This is a genomic window from Bacteroidota bacterium (assembly GCA_016722565.1).
Taxonomy (GTDB): Bacteria; Bacteroidota; Bacteroidia; order 2-12-FULL-35-15; family 2-12-FULL-35-15; genus 2-12-FULL-35-15.
Map to the genome: position 1 here is coordinate 120244 of JADKIU010000007.1, position 23427 is coordinate 143670.

At 36.7% G+C, this 23427-nt stretch carries 19 protein-coding genes, 1 tRNA gene and 2 pseudogenes; 2 read left to right on the plus strand and 20 right to left on the minus strand.

Annotated features, from left to right (window positions below):
* The first annotated feature begins 30 nt into the window (after positions 1–30).
* Positions 31–1113: a hypothetical protein gene (locus IPP64_15245; protein ID MBL0330722.1), complete on the plus strand. Its 1083-nt coding sequence runs from the start codon at positions 31–33 to the stop codon at positions 1111–1113.
* A 19-nt stretch (positions 1114–1132) separates the two neighbouring features.
* On the opposite strand, the gene IPP64_15250 is transcribed toward IPP64_15245, so the two are convergent.
* The 18 genes and pseudogenes from IPP64_15250 to IPP64_15335 form a co-directional block, all read right to left on the minus strand.
* A tRNA-Phe gene (locus tag IPP64_15250) sits at positions 1133–1205 on the minus strand.
* Between the two features lie 18 nt (positions 1206–1223).
* A pseudogene (locus tag IPP64_15255) lies at positions 1224–2020 on the minus strand (pyrroline-5-carboxylate reductase).
* 10 nt (positions 2021–2030) lie between these two features.
* Entirely contained in the window at positions 2031–3116 is a 1086-nt protein-coding gene (locus tag IPP64_15260) for a bifunctional 3-deoxy-7-phosphoheptulonate synthase/chorismate mutase type II (protein ID MBL0330723.1), read from the minus strand.
* A gap of 11 nt (positions 3117–3127) precedes the next feature.
* Positions 3128–3958, minus strand: a complete 831-nt coding sequence (locus IPP64_15265) for a prephenate dehydratase (GenBank protein ID MBL0330724.1) — start codon at positions 3956–3958, stop codon at positions 3128–3130.
* Between the two features lie 241 nt (positions 3959–4199).
* The gene (gene argH, locus IPP64_15270) at positions 4200–5501 is read right to left on the minus strand and encodes an argininosuccinate lyase (protein MBL0330725.1); all 1302 of its coding nucleotides are present in this window, start codon (positions 5499–5501) and stop codon (positions 4200–4202) included.
* A complete protein-coding gene (locus IPP64_15275) occupies positions 5498–6595 on the minus strand; it encodes a M20 family metallo-hydrolase (protein ID MBL0330726.1) in 1098 nt (365 codons plus the stop codon). The genes argH and IPP64_15275 overlap by 4 nt, the downstream gene beginning before the upstream one ends.
* Positions 6564–7355, minus strand: coding sequence for an acetylglutamate kinase (argB, locus tag IPP64_15280; protein ID MBL0330727.1), 792 nt, complete (start codon positions 7353–7355; stop codon positions 6564–6566). The genes IPP64_15275 and argB overlap by 32 nt, the downstream gene beginning before the upstream one ends.
* Complete coding sequence (locus IPP64_15285; protein ID MBL0330728.1) at positions 7333–8331, minus strand: acetylornithine carbamoyltransferase; 999 nt, start codon at positions 8329–8331, stop codon at positions 7333–7335. Before IPP64_15285 ends, argB begins: the two co-directional genes overlap by 23 nt.
* Positions 8332–8361: 30 nt before the next feature.
* Positions 8362–9501, minus strand: a complete 1140-nt coding sequence (locus tag IPP64_15290; GenBank protein ID MBL0330729.1) for an aspartate aminotransferase family protein — start codon at positions 9499–9501, stop codon at positions 8362–8364.
* Positions 9502–9512: 11 nt separating this feature from the next.
* Positions 9513–10478: an N-acetyl-gamma-glutamyl-phosphate reductase gene (locus IPP64_15295; protein MBL0330730.1), complete on the minus strand. Its 966-nt coding sequence runs from the start codon at positions 10476–10478 to the stop codon at positions 9513–9515.
* Positions 10475–11668, minus strand: a complete 1194-nt coding sequence (locus IPP64_15300) for an argininosuccinate synthase (protein ID MBL0330731.1) — start codon at positions 11666–11668, stop codon at positions 10475–10477. Before IPP64_15300 ends, IPP64_15295 begins: the two co-directional genes overlap by 4 nt.
* A gap of 4 nt (positions 11669–11672) precedes the next feature.
* Positions 11673–12347: a GNAT family N-acetyltransferase gene (locus IPP64_15305; protein ID MBL0330732.1), complete on the minus strand. Its 675-nt coding sequence runs from the start codon at positions 12345–12347 to the stop codon at positions 11673–11675.
* Positions 12348–12797: 450 nt separating this feature from the next.
* The gene (odhB, locus tag IPP64_15310) at positions 12798–14018 is read right to left on the minus strand and encodes a 2-oxoglutarate dehydrogenase complex dihydrolipoyllysine-residue succinyltransferase (protein ID MBL0330733.1); all 1221 of its coding nucleotides are present in this window, start codon (positions 14016–14018) and stop codon (positions 12798–12800) included.
* Between the two features lie 52 nt (positions 14019–14070).
* Positions 14071–16812, minus strand: a complete 2742-nt coding sequence (locus IPP64_15315) for a 2-oxoglutarate dehydrogenase E1 component (GenBank protein ID MBL0330734.1) — start codon at positions 16810–16812, stop codon at positions 14071–14073.
* A gap of 124 nt (positions 16813–16936) precedes the next feature.
* On the minus strand, positions 16937–17989 hold the full coding sequence (locus tag IPP64_15320; GenBank protein ID MBL0330735.1) for a 2-oxoacid:ferredoxin oxidoreductase subunit beta: 1053 nt from the start codon (positions 17987–17989) through the stop codon (positions 16937–16939).
* Between the two features lie 366 nt (positions 17990–18355).
* A pseudogene (locus IPP64_15325) lies at positions 18356–20155 on the minus strand (2-oxoacid:acceptor oxidoreductase subunit alpha).
* Between the two features lie 53 nt (positions 20156–20208).
* Positions 20209–21996, minus strand: coding sequence for an FAD-dependent oxidoreductase (locus tag IPP64_15330; protein ID MBL0330736.1), 1788 nt, complete (start codon positions 21994–21996; stop codon positions 20209–20211).
* Positions 21997–22127: 131 nt separating this feature from the next.
* Positions 22128–22481 (minus strand): hypothetical protein, encoded by a 354-nt coding sequence (locus IPP64_15335; protein MBL0330737.1) that lies wholly within the window; start codon positions 22479–22481, stop codon positions 22128–22130.
* Between IPP64_15335 and IPP64_15340 the strand changes: the two genes are divergently transcribed.
* Complete coding sequence (locus IPP64_15340; protein ID MBL0330738.1) at positions 22416–22640, plus strand: hypothetical protein; 225 nt, start codon at positions 22416–22418, stop codon at positions 22638–22640. The two genes, IPP64_15335 and IPP64_15340, sit on opposite strands and share 66 nt — an antisense overlap.
* Here the strand turns inward: IPP64_15340 and IPP64_15345 are convergent.
* Positions 22532–22858: a (2Fe-2S) ferredoxin domain-containing protein gene (locus tag IPP64_15345; GenBank protein ID MBL0330739.1), complete on the minus strand. Its 327-nt coding sequence runs from the start codon at positions 22856–22858 to the stop codon at positions 22532–22534. The genes IPP64_15340 and IPP64_15345 overlap by 109 nt on opposite strands.
* Before the next feature lie 14 nt (positions 22859–22872).
* Positions 22873–23259: a hypothetical protein gene (locus IPP64_15350; protein MBL0330740.1), complete on the minus strand. Its 387-nt coding sequence runs from the start codon at positions 23257–23259 to the stop codon at positions 22873–22875.
* Positions 23260–23427 lie beyond the last annotated feature (168 nt).

Sequence of the window (23427 nt, forward strand, 5' to 3'; positions counted from 1 at the left end):
TTTGCTATTTTTAAGTATCAAATTGTAAACATGAAAACAACTGTCAACATAGTACTTGGATTATCTTTGGTCCTCTCCCTTTTTTCTACATCTTGTAAAGACAAAAAAGACACAGAAGAAACACCGCCACCAGTGAGTGGTTCGGGAGGTATAGATGCAAGCACAACCGTTACCGGCTACAATATCCTTTCTCGGCTACCGGGTATTTGGAACGGACCTGTAACATCCACCACTGCATTGGGAAGCTATCCTGAATGGATTGTAGATTTCAGACCCGTTTCAGCGGCACAAGTTTCAGCAAAAAATGAATTGGATTCTGTCAATAATATTCTAATGGGTTTCTTTATTGTAAAACATGACGGAGCCTATAAAATGGCCTTTCGTAACGGAGGAGGATTTGCCGGATCTCAGCGTATTGCATACGCTGTAATTGATAGCGTTTCAGAAACAACAAATAACTATTTCTACCGGTTTTCTGATTTTAAAGCCGGGCAAAATCGTGTGTATACAAACGTACTATTTAAAGACGACAGTCTGATTGTTCATGTGTATACAAACGTTTACAACACACTTTCCTCGCCACAAACGCACATGCTTTGGAGAGCACAATTAAAAGATAACACATCCGCACAACCGGCAATAACTGCATTTAGTTTTCCACAAAAGCAAATGGTAAAAGATTTTTCCAACACCTTTGATGCTGTAAGTGAAGCTATTTACTACAATTCGAGTACAGACCCTTACGATGAAGCTTCACAACCCTATTTAGGAAAAACAAATGTAAATGTCAGTTTTGATGGCACACACGTTCCCGATCCTGTCAAAAAAGTTTTTCTTATGATTACAACGCAGCCATTGTTTTCAGGATTCACATATCTCCCAGCACAATTAAAATACCGCTCGCGTTATGTTTTTCTAGCATCAACCGACAATGCATTTACATTTAACTACATGCATCCAGGAAGTTATTATTTATATTCCCTTTACGATGCTAATGGAGATGGAACATTCTCTTCAGGCGACTGGATGAGTAGTAATCTAACGAATACATTTACACTCGGAGCATTAGGAACACAAAATGTAAATACACTGATTGATTTTACAATACCATAAGCTGAATACCATTCTTGAGTGGAAGCGGTTGGTATCGAACCAACATCAAAGAATTTTCAGTCCTCTGCATAGACCATCTTTGCTACACTTCCTACATTTATAAATTGACATTATCGAGATAATTCACTTGCCCTTTCTTTAGCTTTAATAATCCCTTTTTGCAAATTTTCACCCACTTGATTTTCAGTAAAAAAAGACAATGCCGCTTCTGTTGTTCCACCTTTTGAGGCAACGGCCTTAATCAGCTCATCCAATGATTTATCAGCCGTATTCAACAAATGAAACGAACCCAACATGGTTTGCTTGACCAACATTTCGGACGTATGTTGATCAAACCCCATTGCTTTACCAGCCTCAACCATTTGTTTAACAACATAAAAGAAGTAAGCAGGACCACTTCCGCTTAATGCTGTAACAGCATCCAACAAATTTTCATTTTCAAAAAAAACGGTTCTTCCAGTGGTGGATAACAAATTTTCAGCCTTGCGTATTTGCTCTATCGACAAGGATTTGCTACTTGTAAAAGCAGTCATTCCCATTCCTAATTCAGCAGGAGAATTGGGCATCGCCCTAACAATAAATTTTTGACTGAGTGTTTTTTCAATTCGCTCCAACTTCATTCCAGCCATAATCGATATAAGAATGTTGTTTTTGAGCACTTGTTTTAACTCTTTACCTAGCTCATCAAAATCCTGTGGTTTTACAGCCAAGATAATAATATCACTTTCCGAAATACGTGAATCATTTACCACACAAACTTGTCCAATGTTGAGATTCGCCAATTCTTTTTCCTGGCCTCATTTTTTTCAGCGAGCAACAAGTTTTCCTTTGAAACGATGTTATACTTTAAAAAAGCTCGAGCATAGATCAAGCCCATATTTCCACAGCCTACAATTGTAATTTTCATAATTAAATTTTTAGTTCATAATTTCAGTTTGTTTTCGGATTGATTCTTCATGAATCAAAATGTATAATGCCTTAACAAATTCTTCGCTCAACCCCATCATCGTTGCATTACTCAACCGTTCGTTTAATAAACTTTCCCAACGATTGGCTTGTAATATGGTTACATCATTTTCTTTTTTATACATTCCAATTCTTTCAGCGACCTGCATCCTGTTCATTAAAATCTGCAATAATTCATCATCTGATTTATTAATCGATTCACGAAGTTCTTCCAATTTATTTTTGAACTCAACATTTTCAGATTTTGATTTTCGCACAACCAATTTACTTAACAAACCTGCTAATTGGTTAGGATTCAGTTGCTGCTTTGCATCGCTCAATGCCAATTGTGGCATGCAATGCGTTTCAATCATCAACCCATGCATATCCATATCCAAAGCTTTTTGAGAAACATATGGGATTAAATCAATATTTCCGCAAATATGACTGGGGTCACAAATAATAGGCAAATCCGGGCAAATCGTTCGCAACGCTATAGCCATTTCCCATCTCGGGTCATTTCGAAATGCAGCGTTCGAATATGAATATACACCTCGGTGAATCGCTGCGATTTTAGTAATGCCGGCATTGTTTATTCGCTCCAATGCACCTAACCACAATTGCAAGTCAGGAGTCATCGGATTCTTTACAAAAACAGGAATATCAACACCTTTTAATGCATCAGCAATTTCCTGAACAGAAAACGGATTAACTGTGGTTCTTGCCCCAATCCAAAGAATATCCACTCCGGCTTTCAAACATGCCTCCACATGCACGGCATTTGCAACTTCGGTTGACGTTAGCAAACCGGTTTCTTGTTTCACAGCTTGCATCCATTCCAAACCAATACCTCCAACACCTTCGAAGGAATTCGGACGTGTACGTGGTTTCCAGATACCTGCCCTGAAAATTATTTTTTTATTAATCTCAGCAATCCCTTTTGCTGTCGTTATCATTTGAATTTCCGACTCTGCACTACATGGTCCGGCAATAATAAGAGGACGTTTCGCTCCTTCAAGCCAATCACAGACAGGTGTGATATTTAAGGTTGTTTTCATTAGAAAAATTATTAATTAACAATGTTAGCTTTGATATACTCACCTAAAACGGATAGAGAGCGAGTTGATCCTTTTATCTTTTTTAATGCCTTTTGAAAATCGGTACGATGTACCCATTCCAAATCGGCATGAAATGAATATTCCAGAGGCTCTCCCGCAACAGGAACACTTTGAATTTTAGATAAACTCACGCCATTGCGTTTCAAAACATTCAACACATCTGACAATGATCCAACTTCATGTTTTAATCGAAAGCAAACCGATGCCTTATTCGGATGTTCCGGTTTCGAGTCTCCTTTGGATAAAATGATAAAACGAGTAAAATTTTGTTTGTTATTCTCAACATTTGAAAACAACACAGGAACGCCATAAACAAGTGACGACAATTCATTTGCAATCGCTGCTGTATTCTTCAAATTCAATTCTTTTATCTTTTTCACACAAGAGGCCGTATCTCCTTCTTCCACAATCGTAACATGGGAATGTTTCTGCAAAAATTCAGAACATTGTGCCAATGCCATTGGATGTGAATGAATGTACTTTATATCAGTCATGCTTACACCCTCCAATGCCAATAAATTCAATTCTATCTTCAAATATTGCTCTCCGATAATTCGAAGTTGATATTCGTCTATTAAATTATAATTTGACAAAATGCTACCAGCAATTGAATTTTCTATGGCCATGACAGCATAATCTGCATGATTGTTTTTTACCAATTCACAACATTGACGGAATGTAAAACATTCGATTGCTTCTACTTCTTGACCATAAAATTTTTGCGCTGCCAAATCATGATAGGAAGCTGCAGTACCGAAAATTGCTACTTTGAAATTACGCATGTTGTTATTGTTTAATTTATTATTGAATAAAAAAAGGCGAGTCCCGATGTTATCGGGACTCGCCTTTGAGTAATTACTATGTTTATTAAAATTTACATACTACTTCCCAAGCGGTGTCCCGTATAAGAACCCGGATAAAATGGAAAGAAGAAATATAAATTATGTAGTGTCATTTTGTTTTTAATCTGCGACAAAGATAATGGAGAAAATAAATACTATCCAAATTTATTTATAAAATAAATTAACTTCTCACTATTTTAGATATCTTCAGAGCCATTTCCATTCTTATTTTATCATTGCATAAATTTCCAATGCTACCTGCATGAGTATGATTTAATTCAAAGTCCGAATCAAAATCATTCTTTTCAATTGCATTTCCTATATTTCTATAGGCATCTCTGAATGGAATTCCATTTAAGACTTGTTCATTCACAGCTTCAACACTATACAAAAAATTGTACTTATCATCTTTCAGAATACCTTCTCTAATTTGAATCTGCCCCATCATGAATTCAGTCATTTCCAAACAGCTCTTCAGCTCACTTATAGCCGGAAATAAGCTTTCCTTTGTCAATTGCATATCACGGTGATAGCCAGACGGCAAATTAGTTGACAACATCGTTAATTCATTCGGCAAAGCTTGAATTTTATTGCATTTACCTCGAATCAGTTCAAACACATCGGGATTTTTTTTATGTGGCATAATACTACTCCCCGTTGTCAATTCATCCGGAAAAGAAATAAAGGCAAAATTTTGATTCATATACAAACAAACATCATACGCCAATTTAGAAAGTGTTGCAGCAATAGATGACATTGCCATCGCAACAATCTTTTCCGTTTTCCCTCTTGTCATCTGCGCATACACCACATTATAATTCATCGTTTCAAAGGAAAGTAATTTCGTAGTCATTTCTCTATCCAAAGGAAATGAGGATCCATATCCTGCTCCAGAACCTAATGGATTTTTATTTGTCACATTGTAAGCCGCAAGAACCAACTCCATGTCATCTACCAAACTTTCGGCATAAGCACCAAACCACAATCCGAATGAGGAAGGCATAGCAATTTGAAGATGTGTATAACCCGGAAGCAATGTATTTTTATGCGCATCACTCAAGTCTATTAATAAATTAAATAATTTTAAAACAGAAGAACTGATCTCCTTCAGTTCGTAACGCAAATACAATTTAATATCGGTTAATACCTGATCATTCCGTGAACGGCCACTATGAATTTTCTTGCCGGTTTCTCCTAGCTTCATCGTCAACAACAATTCAATCTGAGAGTGAATATCCTCCACCCCATCTTGAATTCTAAAATTTCCTTTCCATATTTTGTCTAAAATGACAGCCAATTCTTTATGAATCGCATCCTTTTCATCTTTGCTAAGCAGGCCAATCGATTCAAGCATTTGCGCATGAGCAATGGAAGCTTTCACATCGAATTCAGCCATTACTAAATCTAATTGATTATCATTTCCAACAGTAAATTTTTCAATCAACTCAGAAGTTGATTTGTTTTCTTTTTGCCACAATTTCATATTATTTCAACTAGCATTTTAATATACAATTCTATTCCAGCTTCAATTTCATTCAAATAAATGAATTCATCTGCGGTATGCGAACGAGCAGAATCTCCCGGACCTACTTTCAAACTTGGGAAATTCATCACTTCCTGATCTGAACTTGTAGGTGATCCATACGTTTTTCTACCAAGACTAATTCCTGCTTTCACTATGGGATGATTCTTATCGATAAAAGAAGAGTTCAAACGCAATGAACGAGGCTTGACTTCACAATCTACATGTTGCTGAATAATCGCTAAAACATCTTTGTTTGAATACACATCCGTTGTACGGATATCCACCGTAAACTCACAACAATCCGGAACCACATTATGCTGTGTTCCTGAACGTATCATTGTTACCGACATTTTAACGGGCCCTAGTGTTTCTGAAACAACCGGAAATTGAAATGTACGAAACCAATTCATTATGTTTATTGCGTTGTAAATGGCATTTTCACCTTCTTCCCGAGCAGCATGACCGGATTTTCCTTTTACCAAACAATCAATTACCAACAATCCTTTTTCAGCAATTGCCAACTGCATTTGTGTTGGTTCTCCGACAATTGCAAAATCAATTTTTCCAAGTTTCGGCAAAATAAGTTCCACACCATTCTTCCCCGAAATCTCTTCTTCACCTGTTGCAGCATATAGTAAATTATAGTTTAAATGCTCATAATCTTTGAAATACAAGAAAGTTGCAAGTAAACTTACCAAAGCACCACCGGCATCATTACTTCCTAAACCAAACAATTTATCATCACGAATTGTCGAATTAAACGGATCAATAGAATAACCAGCATTCGGTAGTACCGTATCGTGGTGTGAGTTCAACAGAATCGTAGGTTTTGTTTTATCAAAATATGAATTGTAACACCAGACATTATTCTGCTTTCTGAATGCTTGAATTCCCTTCGCCTGCATCCATTGCTCAATAAGGTCAGCCGTTCGATTTTCCTCCTTGCTAAACGATGGAATTACAATCAATTGTTTTAACAATTCGATTGCTTCAACTTTAAGTGCTGCAACTTTAACTCTATCAAGCTGTGAGTGTTGTTCCAATGTATTCATTCGTAGTACAATTTTTAAGTTCATCTGAATGTGCGATCACAACCGACCTCACACCTTTTTGTATTGCATCAAAAGCATTATCCATCTTAGGAATCATCCCTTTTGAAATAGTGCCATCCAATACCAGTTGTTTATATTTGGTTTTAGTAATTAGCTTCATAACAGAATCTTCATCAGCAACATTTTCCAAAACACCTTTCTTTTCGAAAAAATAATTTAATTGAACTTCATAGGTCCCTGACAAAGCAATTGCCAAAGCAGATGCAATCGTATCTGCATTTGTATTCAGTAATTGTCCATTTCCATCGTGACAAATTGCAGAGAAAACAGGAACAATGCGATTATCCAAAAACTGACTCAATGCCTTTGAATTTACACCAGCCGTAAAAACATCTCCAACAAAGCCATAATCGATATCCAACACTTCCCGTTTCTTTGCGGAAATTAAATTTAAATCAGCGCCAGATAAGCCGATGGCATTACATTGCTTTGACTGAAGTAACGCGACAATCTGCTTATTAATCAATCCGGCATAAACCATGGTCGTAATCTTTAATGTCTCCGAATCTGTTATTCGTCTACCATTCACCATTGCCTGCGAAACGCCCAAACGTTTCGCCAATTCAGTTGCCAATTTTCCTCCTCCATGCACTAATATCTTTAACGCATCTATTTTAGCTAATTCCATTAAAAATTGCTCTAAGGCAATCGGATTATCAATTACGTTTCCTCCGATTTTAATAATGTATAATTTTTTCATTTTCTAACAATTCATCTATTACAGTAAAATTATCGTCTAATAGTTTTTTTAACACAGCTTGTGCAGCATACACGCGGTTGCTCGCCTGTTCTAATACCAACGAATTTCTCCCATCCAATACTTCATCACTTAACTCCACATTTCTTCTTACCGGCAAACAGTGCATCACTTTGGCCATGTTTGTGGATTTAAGTTTTTCATTTGTAAGCATCCAATCGGAATTGGTAGATACTACTTTTCCATAATCCGAATAGCTCGACCAGTTTTTCACATATACAAAGTCGGCATCTCTTAAAGCCTCCTGCTGATTATAGTGGACAGTCGCACCTTTAGTAAACTCTTCACACAAGTCATAACCTTCAGGATGTGTAATCACAAATTCTACATCCGCTTCACACATCCATTCACTAAAAGAATTCGCAACAGCTTGAGGCAAGGCTTTGATATGTGGAGCCCATGAAAGCACAACTTTCGGTTTTCGACTTTTATTCCAGTTCTCAGTAATCGTTATTAAATCGGATAGGCTTTGAAGTGGATGAAGTGTTGCACTTTCTAAACTAACTATTGGAACGTGGCAATGTTTCATGAATTTCAACAACACTTTCTCACCATAATCCTCCTGCTTGTTAATCAAAGATGGGAAACAGCGAATCCCAATTATATCACAATATTGACCTAATACTGCTGCTGCATCCTTCACATGCTCAACACCTTGCCCGTTCATTATAGCTCCATCTTCCATCTCCAACGCCCAACCTTCTTTATCAATGTTCATGACTATCACATTCATTCCTAAATTCATTGCTGCCTTTTGTGTACTCAAACGTGTACGCAAACTGGGATTCATAAAAATTAATCCTATTGTTTTATTTTTCCCTAATTGAGAAAAAGCATAGGGATTCTTTTTAATAATTAAAGCTTCATGCACCAAGTCATTTACATTTTTGACATCATGCACTGTTGTAAAGTATTTCATGTGTTTTAATTTTTTAAGTACATGGCTATTTCATTTCACAAATTGTTTAGATAAAACTATTTTAAATGCATTTAAAAATTGATCCAAATCTTCTTTCTTGATTGCCAGTGATGGAAGAATTCTCAAGGTGTTTTTATCAGAAGATGAGCCGGTAAATATGTGATGTTTCAACAACAATTCATTTCTAATATCTGAACAAGGGAATTCCAATTCGATACCAATCATTAATCCCCAACCACGTACTTCCTTAATGCCTTCTAAAGATTTCAACTCATTGCTCAAATAGAAACCCATTTCAAGCACATTATCCAACAAATTTTCCTCTTTTATAACATCCAAAACAGCTATAGCAGCTGCACAAGCCAAATAATTTCCACCAAAAGTTGTTCCAAGCATTCCTAATTTCGGTTGTATATTTGGATGGATTAATACTCCTGCAACCGGAAAACCATTACCCATACCCTTTGCCACAGTTATTAAATCGGGCTGTATTTCTGCATATTGATGCGCAAAGAATTTTCCTGAACGACCATAACCGGATTGAATTTCGTCTACAATGAGCAATGCTCCGAATTTCTCGCATTCTGTTTTCAATTTTTTCAAGAACGAAACAGTCGGGATATTCACTCCACCAACCCCTTGAATTCCTTCAACAATAACGGCACATACATCTTCATTCATCGCTTGTTCAAAAGCATTTTCATTGTTTAATGGAAGAAAAAGAATATTTTCTGTTTCATTTACCGGTGCACTAATTTTAGCATCGTCTGTAGATGCAACCGCCAAAGAAGTTCTTCCATGAAAACTTTTTCCAAAGGCAATTATCTTCTTCCTTCCGTTATGAAAAGAAGCCAATTTCAGAGCGTTTTCATTTGCTTCAGCACCACTATTGCACAAAAACAATTGGTAGTTCAAGTAACCTGATATGGCTCCCAATTTTTCTGCAAGCTCCTCCTGCATTGTAATTTTAACAGAATTCGAATAAAAACCAATTGCATTCAACTGTTCTGTCAACTTTTTAACATAGTATGGATGAGTATGACCGATGGAAATAACAGCATGACCACCATACAAATCCAAATACTTTACACCTTTACTATTCCAGACAAATGAACCTTCCGCTTTTATCGGTTCAATATCAAACAATGGATACACGTCAAATAATTTCATTTTATAGATATTTAAAAATAGTTTGCCTTCAATTTTAATCCTGTAGTCTCTTCCAACCCAAACATCAGATTCATATTCTGAATTGCTTGTCCGGATGCCCCTTTCAATAAATTATCAATACATGCAGTTATCAAAACTTTATCATTGTGTTTTTCAAAATGCAACAAACATTTATTTGTGTTCACTACTTGCTTTAAATCAATCGCTTCATTCCAGATATGGACAAATGGATGTGTTTTGTAAAATTCAATAAACATTTTTTTTATTTCTTCTAAACTCAATACATTAGAAGTATAGATGCTTGCAAATATTCCACGCGTGAAACTACCTCTCTGAGGAATAAAATGAAGATCCTTTTTATAATCAGGTTGCAGCTGTTGAATACTTTGTCCGATCTCAGCTAAATGTTGATGTTCAAAAGCTTTATAAACACTTAAATTGTTTTGCCTCCAACTAAAATGAGAGGTATGTCCAAACGCCTGTCCTGCTCCCGTTGAACCAGTAGTCGCTGAAATATGAATATCTTCTTTCAGTAAACCCTCATTTGCTAAAGGCAAGAGTGCTAATTGAATGCAAGTGGCAAAACAACCCGGATTAGCAATTCGTTTTGCTGATTGAATCGTTATTTTATTCAGTTCTGGCAAACCATATACAAAGTTTGACATTGCTAAACGATGATCTTGACTCAAATCAATGATTTTAGTTTCTGCATTAAGTGTATTCTCACTTAACCATACCTTTGCTTCACCATGTCCGAGACATAAAAACAAAACATCAATTAAACCGGTGATCCTTTCTGTAAAAACAAGATCTGTATCTCCCACTAAATCCGTATGCACCATTGCTACTGCTTTCCCTGAATTACTTTTACTATTCACAAAAACAATCTCTGCATTGGGATGATTCAACAAAACCCTTAACAATTCACCGCCAGTATATCCTGCACCACCAATTATTCCAATTTTTATCTTTTTCATTCTACTTTATTTACTTGATGGTAAATACTCATTTGATTACTCATAATCTTTGTAAAGCCCTTTACATCTTCACCCGTCCAAGTTGAATTCATTTCGCCATAACTTCCAAACTTAGTTGACATCAAATCATGTTTTGACTCAATTCCGATAATCGAAAACAAATACGGGCTTAATTTCACAAACACTTTTCCGGACACATTTTTTTGAGTTGATTCAAAATAACTTTCCAAATCGCGCATCACAGGATCCAAAAACAAACCTTCATGCAGCCAGTTCCCATACCACATTGCTTGTTGATCTTTGATAATTAATTGCAATTTTGTTAACGTATGTTTTTCTAATGCATGATGCGCTTTAATCGTAATCAAAGCTGCTGGCGCCTCAAAGCCAACTCTCCCTTTTATCCCGATAATGGTATCGCCCACATGAATATCTCTTCCTATTCCATAAGGAGAAGCCAACACTTCTAATGCCTTAATTGCCTCAGTGGGATGTTGATAGACCACCCCATCAACTGACTTCAATTCTCCTTTCTCAAAAAGCAATTCCACATCTTTCACTGTTCGTTTGGTTGCAGGACTAGGAAAGGCATCATCCGGAAGAGTAAGGTGCGAAGTCAATGTTTCCTTTCCTCCCACAGAAGTCCCCCAAATTCCTTTATTGATACTATACTTTGCTTTTTCAGCATTGATGTAAACTCCATTGGCTTTCAAAAAGGAAATCTCTTCCTCACGTGAAAGTTTATTATCGCGAATAGGAGTAATTACTTTTATTTCAGGAATCAAAATGTTAAAAATTGCATCAAATCTCACTTGATCGTTTCCTGCGCCTGTACTGCCGTGTGCAACAAAATTCGCTTGAATAGCTTTTGCATAATTTGCAATTGCGGTTGCTTGCGAAATACGTTCAGCACTTACGGAAAGCGGGTAAGTATTATTCTTTAACACATTCCCAAAAACCAAATATTTAATCACTTTTTCGTAATAATTTTTTGTTTCATCAATCGCCAAAAAAGAGGAAACGCCTAATCCAAGTGCCTTTCTTTCTATTTCCAACAATTCATCTTTGCTAAATCCACCTGTGTTTACAAGCACAGCATGAACTTCAAGATCCAACTCTTTTGATAAATAAATGGCGCAATAAGAGGTATCCAATCCACCACTAAATGCTAATACAACTTTCTTTTTCATATTTCTAAAATGTTAATACCGATTTGACAATTTGTTTCATGGATTGTTTTTTAAAAAACTTAAACAGCTTCTGTTGTTTGAGTCGCATGAAACGTTCATACAATTTTGAATTTTTTGTAAAATCCCACTTACTTTTACTTTCCATAGGATTATACAGCATAGCCGTACACATGCAATTTTTACGTTCCTTACTTTTCAAAATTTCAAAATTTACACAACTCTGACAGCCTTTCCAAAATGCATCATCTTGTGTTAACTCTGAATAGGTTACTGGTTCATAGCCCAACTCTGAATTAATTTTCATTACCGCCAATCCTGTTGTCAATCCAAATATTTTTGCATTGGGGTATTTTTTTCGAGACAATTCAAAAATTTTCTTTTTGATTTCACGCGCCAAGCCACTTTTCCGAAACTCGGGTGCAACAATTAATCCTGAGTTGGCAACATAATTTCCATGGCTCCAGGTTTCGATGTAGCAGAATCCTGCCCACATTCCTGAATTGGAAAAAGCAATCACAGCCTTCCCTTCTAACATTTTTTGAGTGATATAATCTGGAGTACGTTTTGCAATGCCTGTTCCACGGGCTTTTGCAGACGCTTCCATTTCATCACAAATAATTTGAGCATACGATGTATGTTGCGCATTGGCAACAAGCACCTGTGCTACTGATTTTTCCATCAGTAAAAAATTAAGAATGAAACATAGAGCAAATCGCTACATAGTAAAACGAAGCGCTCGAAATTTTAAATAAAGTTTTTGAAAAATGACCTCTACGTAAGAGGTCGAGATAGATTGTACGACTTAGCGTCTCGGGAAATAAGATACTCGGATCGAAACAGGAGAAGCAACGATTTTGGAAGTAAACAAAACAGCAAGTACACTGAACATCTTGTCAGCTGCTGAAAGGAAGTCGAAAGACAACTTTGCTTTTTTCATTTCTTTTAAGTGTAAAAAGATTAAAACGTATTCGATTAATTATTTTATTGCGATGCAAATGTGATACATTTTTTTTATTATTTCCAAATAAATTTTTAATTAATTTACTTTTTACAGCAAAATCAACACTTACAAGGCAAAAAAAATCCTCCTCAAAAACTGAGGAGGATTAAACATTTATATAACGTTCACTTACAATCCTAACACCACTTCATTAGGATCTTTTCCTCCAAACAACATCTTGGTTGGATTCTCTAACATTTCTTTTACTTTCACTAAAAATCCAACCGATTCACGACCATCAATAATGCGATGATCATAAGAGAGTGCCACATACATCATCGGACGAATCACGACTTGTCCGTTTACTGCAACCGGTCGTTCTACCACATTGTGCATTCCCAAAATTGCACTTTGCGGAGGATTGATAATCGGGGTACTCATCATCGAACCAAACACGCCACCATTTGTAATGGTAAATGTTCCTCCGGTCATATCTTCTAAAGTAATTTTATTGTCTCTTGCTTTTAATGCCAAATTCTTAATTTCCGTTTCGATACCTGCCAAACTTAATTGTTCTGCATTTCTCAAAACCGGCACCACCAAACCTTTGGGTGCACTTACTGCAATTCCAATGTCAGCATATTTATGATACACAATTTCTTCACCGTCAATCATTGCATTTACAGCTGGATACAAGTTCAATGCTTCCGTAACGGCTTTTGTGAAGAAGCTCATGAAACCTAAATTTGTTCCGTGTACTTCTTTGAATTTATCTTTATACTTTGCACGCATTGCATAAATGGCACTCATGTCTACTTCATTGAAAGTAGTCAGCATAGCCGTTTCATTTTTAACAGCAACTAAACGTTGTGCTAATTTCTTACGCAATGGTGTCATCTTTGTTCTGTCAGTATCTCTACTTCCACCCCAACCTGAAGTTGTTGAACTATCGAATCCATTTGCCAAAGCATGTAAAACATCTCCTTTGGTAATACGACCATCCTTACCTGAACCATTCAATTTAGAGGCCGCTACTTTATTTTCATCCATCAACTTTTTAGCAGCCGGAGATGGAGTGCCATTTGCATAGGATTCAGATTTCACTGTTTCTTTCACAACTTCCTTCTTCGCTTCCACTTTCACTTCCGCTTTCGGTTTGCTTTCGCCTTTTACACTGGTGTCAATTAAAAAAACAACTTGACCAACTTTAACCGTGTCGCCTTCAGCAGCTAAAATTTTAACCGCTCCGGATTCCTCGGCATTGATTGTTAATGTTGCTTTATCCGAATCCACTTCTGCTACTTCTTCATCTTTCTCAACATAATCACCATCCTTTTTTAGCCAACGAGCAATTACCACTTCTGTAATGGATTCACCCGGACTCGGTACTTTCATTTCTACGATTGCCATAATTTTATTCTTTAATAATTTGTTTTTAGACACATTCCATTTAGTCCAATACCTATTTCGTTACCAATTGTCTTGAAACGATTGCATCAATAATTCGTTGTTGTTGTTCTCCATGAGATTTAGAGAAACCTGTTGCAGGACTTGAACTTTCAGCTCTTCCAACATATTTTAAAGTCACACCTTTTGTCTCTGGATATTTTAAGAAGAAACGCATCATGTGTGCCCATGCGCCCATATTTTCAGGCTCTTCTTGCGCCCAAACAAAATCTGTTGCTGTTTTATATCTTTCAAGAATTGCTCCGATTTGTTTTGCAGGGAATGGATACAATTGCTCCACACGAACAATTGCAACATCATCTGCTCCGGCTTTTTCTTTCCCTTCAATCAAATCATAATAAATTTTTCCGGTACAAAAAACAACTTTGGTGATTGCTTTTACATTCGCTGTTGCATCGTCAATTACTTCTTGGAAACCACCGGTAGTGAAATCTTTTAGTGAAGAGACACAGCTTGGGTAACGCAACAATTTCTTAGGCGTAAAACATACCAAAGGTTTTCTGAAATCACGTTTTATTTGTCTGCGCAACACATGAAATTGATTTGCAGGAGTTGTACAGTTTACCATCTGCATATTATTTCCGGCACATTGCTGCAGGAAACGCTCCATACGTGCACTGGAATGCTCTGGCCCCATTCCTTCATATCCATGAGGCAACAACATCACCAATCCATTCATTCTTCTCCATTTTGCTTCAGCAGAAGTAATAAATTGATCGATTACTATTTGAGCACCGTTAAAGAAATCACCAAACTGCGCTTCCCAAATGGTTAATGTATTTGGAACGGTAGATGCATAACCAAATTCAAAACCGAGCACACCATACTCTGATAGCAATGAATTATAAATGGCTAATTTTCCTTTCGCACCAAAATTATTTAAAGGTGTATATTCTTCTTCTGAGTCTTCAAATTTTACAACAGCATGACGATGTGAAAATGTTCCACGTTCAACATCTTGACCGCTGAATCTCACGCCATGTCCTTCATTCATCAATGTTGCGTAGGCCATCAATTCACCCATTGCCCAATCGTACGCATCATTAGTGATCATTGCTGCACGATCATCGAACAACTTCTGAATCTTATTAAAGAATTTTTTGTCTTTTGGCAACTCCACTGTTTTTTTAGCAATCTCCAAAAACACTTTTTTATCAACAGATGTATCCGGTGATTTATCAAAAGCATTGGCATCAGCCATCTTTAATCCACTCCATTGACTTTTTAAAAAAGAAGTCACTTTTGTTTTACCAGATTTTTTTGCTTTATCTAATTCTTCTTGCAAAAGTTCTTTAAAGTTCTTTTCCGATTCCTTCGCAAATTCTAAATCAATATCTCCTCTTGAAACTAACTGCTGTACATAGATTTCACGTGGATTCGGATGGGCTGCAATCGCTTTGTATAATAATGGTTGTGTGAAACGAGGTTCATCACCTTCGTTGTGACCATATTTACGATAACACAATACATCAATAAATACATCGCGATGAAATTTCTGACGAAACTCCATTGCCAATTTCACAGTAAACACTAATGCTTCAACATCATCTCCATTTACATGGAATACCGGTGAAAGCACAGTTTTTGCAACATCGGTACAATAAGTACTTGAACGAGCGTCCAAATAGTTGGTTGTAAATCCTACCTGATTGTTAATTACCAAATGAACGGTTCCTCCTGTTTTGTAACCATCCAGCTGACTCATTTGTAATACCTCGTAGACAATACCTTGACCGGCAATTGCGGCATCACCATGAATTAAAATCGGGCAAACTTTTTTAATATCTCCATCATGGAAGTTATCAATCTTTGCACGAGCAATACCTTCTACTACCGGATTCACCGCTTCTAAGTGAGAAGGGTTGGGCGTTAAACTGATGTGGAACGCATTTCCATTATCACTGATACGATCACTGGAATAACCTTGGTGATACTTAACATCGCCATCAAAATCGGCTTCTTCTGAAAGGAAACCTTCAAACTCCGAAAAGATATCTTCGTATTTTTTATTTAAAATATTGGTGAGGATATTCAAACGGCCACGGTGTGCCATTCCAATAATAAAATCCTTAATCCCCATATCGGCACCTAACTCACAAACCGCATCCAATGCAGGGATTGTTGATTCAGCACCTTCTAACGAAAATCGTTTTTGGCCAACAAATTTTGTATGTAAAAAATTCTCGAACAATACTGCTTGATTCAGCTTATGCAAAATCATGAGTTTATCATGCGGCAAAAAATTCGGAGTATTTTTAGTGGTTTCCATTTTTTCCTGCAACCATTGAATGATTTCAGGAGTACGGATATACATGTATTCTGCACCAATCGACAAACAATAGGTTTGGTGCATGTGCGCTATAATATCTTTCAATTTGGCTGGTCCGATGCCAATTTGTGTTCCGGCATGAAATACCGTTTCCAAATCAGTTGCAGCTAAACCAAAATTTTCAATATCTAAATTCGGTTGATATTGTCTTCGTTCACGAACGGGGTTGGTTTGTGTGAACAAGTGACCGCGAGTACGATAAGCATTAATCAAACTAATTACATCAAATTCCTTTTTTACATTCAAAGGAATTTCACCACTGTCCTCATAATTTTTTCTGGCAAATTCAAATCCGGCAAAAAATTGTGCCCAACCTGCTTCTACCGAAGTATTATCTTTTAAATACTGTTGAAACAATTCTTCAATTGCTCCAACATCTCCATTACCTAAATATGAAAATTTATCCATTATGCGTCCATTCTGTTATTACGGGCGCAAATTTAAGCATTTTAGTGGAAAGATGGAAGTAATTTCAGAAGGCAAAATTTACGTCAAACTACTGAATAACAATACTTTAAATCAAAAAACAGGCTTAACGCAGGCTTGCATTAATATCTAAAAGTGCTTCCGAACCAGGACAAAGCTCTTCCTTTGTAAGTGTATTTAGAGGTTTATCAGCTGTTTGAATCATGTGGTGCAAATCATGTGCATCTGGATTTACATACAACAATCCGGTTAAAATTTCATTCTTTGCTTTTGCGTTTAACACCGCATTCATAGCTGACTGACGATTTAACGGATCCCACTCTTCGGCCAATTTATGCAATTGAATGACCGAACCATCATGCATGGTTACATTTTTATGTGTTCCTTTTCCATACTCTACACTAATCTCTTGCATTTCAGGAACAAAATCGATAGTAGCAGTTGCTTCCACATACTCGCGAACATAATCATATGATTTTGTTGAACCCAAGTTATTGTTGAATGTCACACACGGAGAAATTACATTAATAAATGCAAAACCTGGATGTTTCATTGCAGATTTAATCAACGGAACCAATTGCGATTTATCTCCAGAAAAACTTTGCGCCACAAAAGATGCGCCCAACTCAATCGCTAAACTTGCCAAATCAATGGATTCGAACAAATTCACATTTCCACTTTTATTTTTCGAACCTTGATCTGCAGTTGCGGAATCTTGCCCTTTTGTTAATCCATAACAACCATTGTTCATCACAATATATGTCATGTTTAACCCTCTTCGGATGGCATGAACAAATTGCCCCATACCAATACTTGCGGTGTCGCCATCACCGGAAACACCAAAATAAATCAAGTCTTTGTTCGCCAAATTTGCTCCAGTTGCAACCGATGGCATTCTACCATGAACAGAGTTAAACCCGTGTGAGTTACTTAAAAAATAGGCAGGTGTTTTGGATGAACAACCAATTCCTGAAAGTTTTGCCAACTTGTGTGGCTCAATATTCATTTCGTAAGCTGCTTGAATAATTCCTGCAGAAATTGAATCGTGACCGCAACCCGCACAAAGCGTAGAAAGCGCACCTTCATAATAATCAACAGAATATCCTAACTTATTTTTTGGTAATTCAGGATGACGGAATTTTGGACGAATATATGTCATAGTAATCTATACTTTAGATGCAATAATTAATATCAAATTTTATTTTCTCTTTTTGATTATTTTTTTAGCGCTGCTCTTTTTCTTAGCAGCAACCTTTTTAACAACCTTTTTTGGAATTACTTTTTTGGCAACTTTCTTAGCTACTTTTTTAATTGTTTTTTTAGCTACCGTTTTCTTCGTAACTTTTTTAACAACCTTTTTAGGAGTTGCTTTTTTTGCTGCCTTCTTTGCAGCTTTCTTCGCAACCTTTTTAGCTTTAGCTTTCTTAACTGTTTTCTTTGCTGTTTTCTTAACAACTTTCTTTGGGGCAGCTTTTGTTGCAACAGCCTTTTTAACCGGAGCTTGTTTTGCAGTTCCTTTAGACGATAAATTTGCTTTGATTTGATTCAAGATATTATCTGCTGTAATCGGCATACCATCATAGTTCAATACAGAAACCAATTTATCCGGAGAAGCGTTCATCTCAATCATCATCAAACTGCGCATTTGTGCATCACGATTTTGTTCTATGACAAATACTTTGTCGTGTGATTTCACAAATTCTTCTATTTCTTTTGTAAACGGAAATGATTTTACACGAATAGCATCGACCACAATTTTCTCTGACTTCAAAATATCCATTGCTTCTTCTGCAGCATATTGAGATGTTCCAAAAAACAAAATTCCATTTTTCGACTCATTCTTTTTCTGATATACTTGCGCTGCAGGAACCATTGTTTTAGCTGTATTCCACTTGCGTGTCAAACGATCCATGTTGCGCTGATATGCGGCACTATCTTCGGTATAAGTCGCATATTCGTCACGTGAAGTTCCTCTAGTAAAAAACGAACCTTTTGATGGATGAGTTCCTGGCAAAGTCCGATATGTAATACCATCTTTATCCACATCCAAATACCTTCCGAATTTTTCAATTTTCTCCAACGCTGCTGCATCCAATACTTTTCCACGTTTGTACTCACGTTTATCATCAAATGTTAAAGGCGGAGAAACGTGGTCGTTCATTCCCAAATCCAAATCCGTCATCACAATTACCGGTGTTTGCAATCCTTCGGCTAAATCAAAAGCATCCAGCATACAATCAAAACACTCTTTTGGAGTTGAAGGAAATAACAATACATGTTTTGTATCACCATGCGATGCGTACGCAGCTTCCATGATATCGGATTGCTGTGTACGTGTTGGCATACCCGTTGATGGACCTGTACGTTGAACATCTACCAATACTGTAGGGATTTCAGCAAAATAAGCCAATCCTAAAAATTCATTCATCAAAGAAACCCCCGGTCCACTCGTTGCAGTAAATGAACGTGCTCCATTCCAATTAGCACCAATCACCATTCCGATTGCAGCCAATTCATCTTCTGCTTGCACAATGGCCACATTTCTTTTTCCGGTTATTTTATCGGTACGAAATTCATCGGCATAATCCATGAATGCTTCAACAACAGAAGTCGATGGAGTAATCGGATACCAAGCAGCAACTGTTGCTCCTGCATATACGGCACCTAATCCGCAAGCTGCATTTCCTTCCATCATAATTTTATCCTTCACCAAATTTCTTCGTTGTACTCTAAATTCTAACGGATATTTAAAATTGGCCTGAACATAATCTACTCCCAATTTCAATGCTTTCACATTTGCGGGAATCAATTTTTCTTTTCCTTTAAATTGCTCTGCCAATAATTCTTCTAAAACTGAAAATTCTATTTCGAACAAGGCAGCAAGTGCTCCTACATAAATAATATTTTTAAAAAGTTGTCGCTGACGCGCATCCGTATACGCTTCATTACACATCTGCATCAATGGAATACCTAAATAGGTAATGTCTTCACGAATGTATTCTTTGTGTAAAGGTTTTGAGCTATCATACATAAAATATCCACCTGTACGAACATCTTTTACATCTTTCAACATACTTTGTGGATTTACTGCCACCATCATATCAATTCCTTCTCTGCGTCCTAAATATCCTTTTTCACTCACACGCACTTCGTACCATGTCGGCAATCCTTGAATGTTTGATGGAAATATATTTTTAGGAGTTACCGGAATTCCCATTCTGAAAATCGCTTTTGTAAAAAGAAAGTTCGCACTTGCAGAACCCGTTCCATTCACATTTGCAAACCGAATTACAAAATCATTTATTTTATCTTTCTTAGTTGACATATCTTCTGTCTTTAAATTGCCGACCGCTTGTGTCGCTTTATTTTATTTAATACCTATTTATGTGATGCGCAACCTGAATGCGCCTTCGTTACATTATAGAAAAATTTCTGCATATCCCAAGCAGATGTTGGACAACGTTCTGCACATAAGCCGCAATGCAAACAAACGTTTTCATCTTTTACCATTACTCGTTTTGTTTTCAATTCAGAAGATACGTACAAATCTTGTGTTGCATTCGTTGCTGGCACTTTTAACATTGTACGCAAATCTGTTTCATCCGCATTTTCAGTAAATGTGATGCAGGCAGTCGGACAAATATCCATACATGCATCGCACTCAATACATTTATCGGTTGTAAAAACAGTTTGGATATCACAATTCAAACAACGTTCTGCTTCTTTAAATCCGGTTAATCCGTCAAAGCCCAATTCCACTTCTTTCTTACGATCAGAAAGCGTTACCTTCTTCTCAGCTTGGGGAACAACATAACGCTTGTCGGTTACAACAGCACTATCGTATGCCCATTCGTGGATTCCCATTTTTTGAGAAACTAAATTCACATAGGGTGAAGGACGAACCGTTAATTTTTCGCCACGGCAAAACAAATCAATAGAAATTGCAGCTTGATGTCCGTGCGCTACTGCTGTGATTACATTTTTTGGTCCCCAAGCTGCATCGCCACCAAAAAATACTTTTGGATTTGTAGAACAGAAGGTCACTTCATCTACTTTCGGCATGTTCCATTGATCAAACTCAATTCCTAAATCGCGTTCAATCCATGGGAAACTATTTTCTTGTCCAACAGCAATCAATACATCATCTGCTTCAATAAAAACATCTTCACCACCTACTGGAACCAATTTACGTTTTCCATTTTCATACACAGCTTCCACTTTTTCAAACGTCATTCCTTTCAATACTCCATTCTCCACCACAAATGTTTTTGGAACATGATTATCGATGATTGGAATATCTTCGTGCATTGCATCTTCTTTCTCCCATGGTGATGCTTTCATTTCTGCAAACGGACTACGCACCACAACTTTTACTTGTTCGCCACCCAACCTGCGAGATGTTCTACAACAATCCATTGCTGTATTTCCACCACCCAAAACAATTACTTTTTTACCAATTTTTTTAGTGTGCTCAAAAGCTACATTCGCCAACCAGTTAATACCAATGTGAATGTTGGCAGCACCTTCTTGTCTACCGGGAATATTTAAATCTCTTCCCTTCGGAGCACCTGAACCAACAAATACAGCATCATAACCAGCGTTCAAAGTCTCTTTTAAACTCTTTACATATTGATTAAAATGTGTATGAATACCTAAATCTAAAATATAATTTACTTCTTCATTTAAAACCGATTCCGGCAAACGGAAAGAAGGAATTTGGCTACGCATAAAGCCACCACCTAATTTTTGTTCATCGTACAAATGAATCTCATATCCCAATGGAGCTAAGTCGCGAGCAACAGTAAGCGAAGCCGGACCGGCACCTACCAGTGCAATTTTTTTACCATTTGATTTAAACGGACCTTGTGGCATGTGTTTTTTTACATCGCCTTTGTTATCAGCTGCAACGCGTTTTAATCGGCAAATCGCAACTGGTTCATCTTCTACACGACCTCTTCTGCAAGCAGGTTCACATGGTCGATCACAGGTACGCCCCAATACACCGGGAAACACATTCGAATCCCAATTAATCATATACGCTTCTGTATATTTTTCTTCTGCAATTAAACGAATATACTCCGGAACAGGAGTATGAGCCGGACAAGCATGTTGACAGTCGACCACCTTGTGGAAGTACTCCGGATTGTTAATGTCTGTAGGTTTCAATAGAGTATCTGTTAAAGATTATAACGCGTAAAAAATTACTAATTGTTACTTAATTAGCCATATGATAACGCTAAAGTGTAAAAAATTGGTTAGAATTCCAAATAATCTTTCGAACAGGGAAAAGGCCTTTATCAGCGGGACTTATAATGATTGCGAATGACCACTTTTTGGAGTTCCCGCTTGATAATCAAATCGGTAACAATCACCGAAAAAGGTTCCGTAGAATTAGAATTAACAGCCATTTTGATTTGTTCATCGCTGAGGTCGATGCGGTATAAAATACCTAGAAATTTCTGGCGGTTGGTATCCACCATTTTTTTTATGTGCGGCTCTACCTGATCAAATAATTCTTCATAGGCATTATAAGCATTTCCTGAAAACTTCACTTCCATTCCAAACATCTCAAAATCTTTGATGATTTGAGCTGCGGTATCTTTAATGATATCGAGTTTGTTGAAATAGGGAGTCAGGTCCTGAAAATTCATTGGCATTTTAACCGCAGAGAACGCAAAGAAGGCGCAGAGGTCGCGGAGTTTTATTTTTTTTCTCGTACATTTTCTAGTTTCAATCGCTCTACTACTCGATTGTTAATAATGTGTTCATTAATAATTTCATCCACATCACTCACTTCCACTCCAACATAAAAAACACCTTCGGGATAAATCACAATTGTTTGTCCGAAATCACAAATATCCAAACAACCTGCTTTTTGCGCACGCAGTTTTATTGGAAGATTTAATTCTTTTAATTTTTTCTTGAATGCATCTACAATCTCCAATCCATGAGCTTCTCCGCAACTCTTTCTTGGAGCTTCGGGAGCACGTTGGTTGACGCAAATGAATATATGTTTGTTGTACACCATCGAATTACTAATTTTTACGAAATATACGAATTACTAATTTGAGCGCCCTGTTTCAAATGAAATTCAAAAAGCAATTCATATTCTTTACCCGACAATTTTTCCTCATACTTTTTTATTACTCCTCCAAAATTATCTAGAACTCTAATTCTATAAATCTTGTATTCAACAGTTTGAGAAGGAATAAAGAAAAAAATAAAATCTAGCCATTCTGGATCATGCTCAAAATTATCATAATCCACTTCTCCTTCAAATAAAAACAGTTTTATGTCAAACCTATCGGCTATAGAAAGCTTTCTTTTTACAGGAACAATTCCTGAACAATAATACTTTGTAATCTCAACACTATTGGCATGCACTACTATTCCTGTTATTGAAAAAAAAGAAAAAATTACGAGAACCATAATTGTCAATACAGCATAATCAGAATATGAAGTATAAAACAAATAAATAGTGAATAAAAGAAGAGTAATGTAGCTTATTCGAAACAAAAACAATTTCAAAAATATATTACGTCTATACAATTCCATCTCACATCTTACGATTCGTAATTTCGTCTTATTCGTTATCCG

Coding starts and splice junctions, on each gene's coding strand:
- IPP64_15335 (MBL0330737.1), bottom strand. CDS start 22,481: ATGAATTTTCAGGACCTGACTCCCTATTTCAACAAACTCGATATCATT.
- IPP64_15245 (MBL0330722.1), top strand. CDS start 31: ATGAAAACAACTGTCAACATAGTACTTGGATTATCTTTGGTCCTCTCC.
- IPP64_15275 (MBL0330726.1), bottom strand. CDS start 6,595: ATGAATACATTGGAACAACACTCACAGCTTGATAGAGTTAAAGTTGCA.
- argB (MBL0330727.1), bottom strand. CDS start 7,355: ATGAAAAAATTATACATTATTAAAATCGGAGGAAACGTAATTGATAAT.
- IPP64_15350 (MBL0330740.1), bottom strand. CDS start 23,259: ATGGTTCTCGTAATTTTTTCTTTTTTTTCAATAACAGGAATAGTAGTG.
- IPP64_15285 (MBL0330728.1), bottom strand. CDS start 8,331: ATGAAATACTTTACAACAGTGCATGATGTCAAAAATGTAAATGACTTG.
- IPP64_15290 (MBL0330729.1), bottom strand. CDS start 9,501: ATGAAATTATTTGACGTGTATCCATTGTTTGATATTGAACCGATAAAA.
- argH (MBL0330725.1), bottom strand. CDS start 5,501: ATGAAATTGTGGCAAAAAGAAAACAAATCAACTTCTGAGTTGATTGAA.
- IPP64_15295 (MBL0330730.1), bottom strand. CDS start 10,478: ATGAAAAAGATAAAAATTGGAATAATTGGTGGTGCAGGATATACTGGC.
- IPP64_15345 (MBL0330739.1), bottom strand. CDS start 22,858: ATGGTGTACAACAAACATATATTCATTTGCGTCAACCAACGTGCTCCC.
- IPP64_15305 (MBL0330732.1), bottom strand. CDS start 12,347: ATGGAAAAATCAGTAGCACAGGTGCTTGTTGCCAATGCGCAACATACA.
- IPP64_15320 (MBL0330735.1), bottom strand. CDS start 17,989: ATGACATATATTCGTCCAAAATTCCGTCATCCTGAATTACCAAAAAAT.
- IPP64_15315 (MBL0330734.1), bottom strand. CDS start 16,812: ATGGATAAATTTTCATATTTAGGTAATGGAGATGTTGGAGCAATTGAA.
- odhB (MBL0330733.1), bottom strand. CDS start 14,018: ATGGCAATCGTAGAAATGAAAGTACCGAGTCCGGGTGAATCCATTACA.
- IPP64_15260 (MBL0330723.1), bottom strand. CDS start 3,116: ATGAAAACAACCTTAAATATCACACCTGTCTGTGATTGGCTTGAAGGA.
- IPP64_15265 (MBL0330724.1), bottom strand. CDS start 3,958: ATGCGTAATTTCAAAGTAGCAATTTTCGGTACTGCAGCTTCCTATCAT.
- IPP64_15300 (MBL0330731.1), bottom strand. CDS start 11,668: ATGAAAAAGAAAGTTGTATTAGCATTTAGTGGTGGATTGGATACCTCT.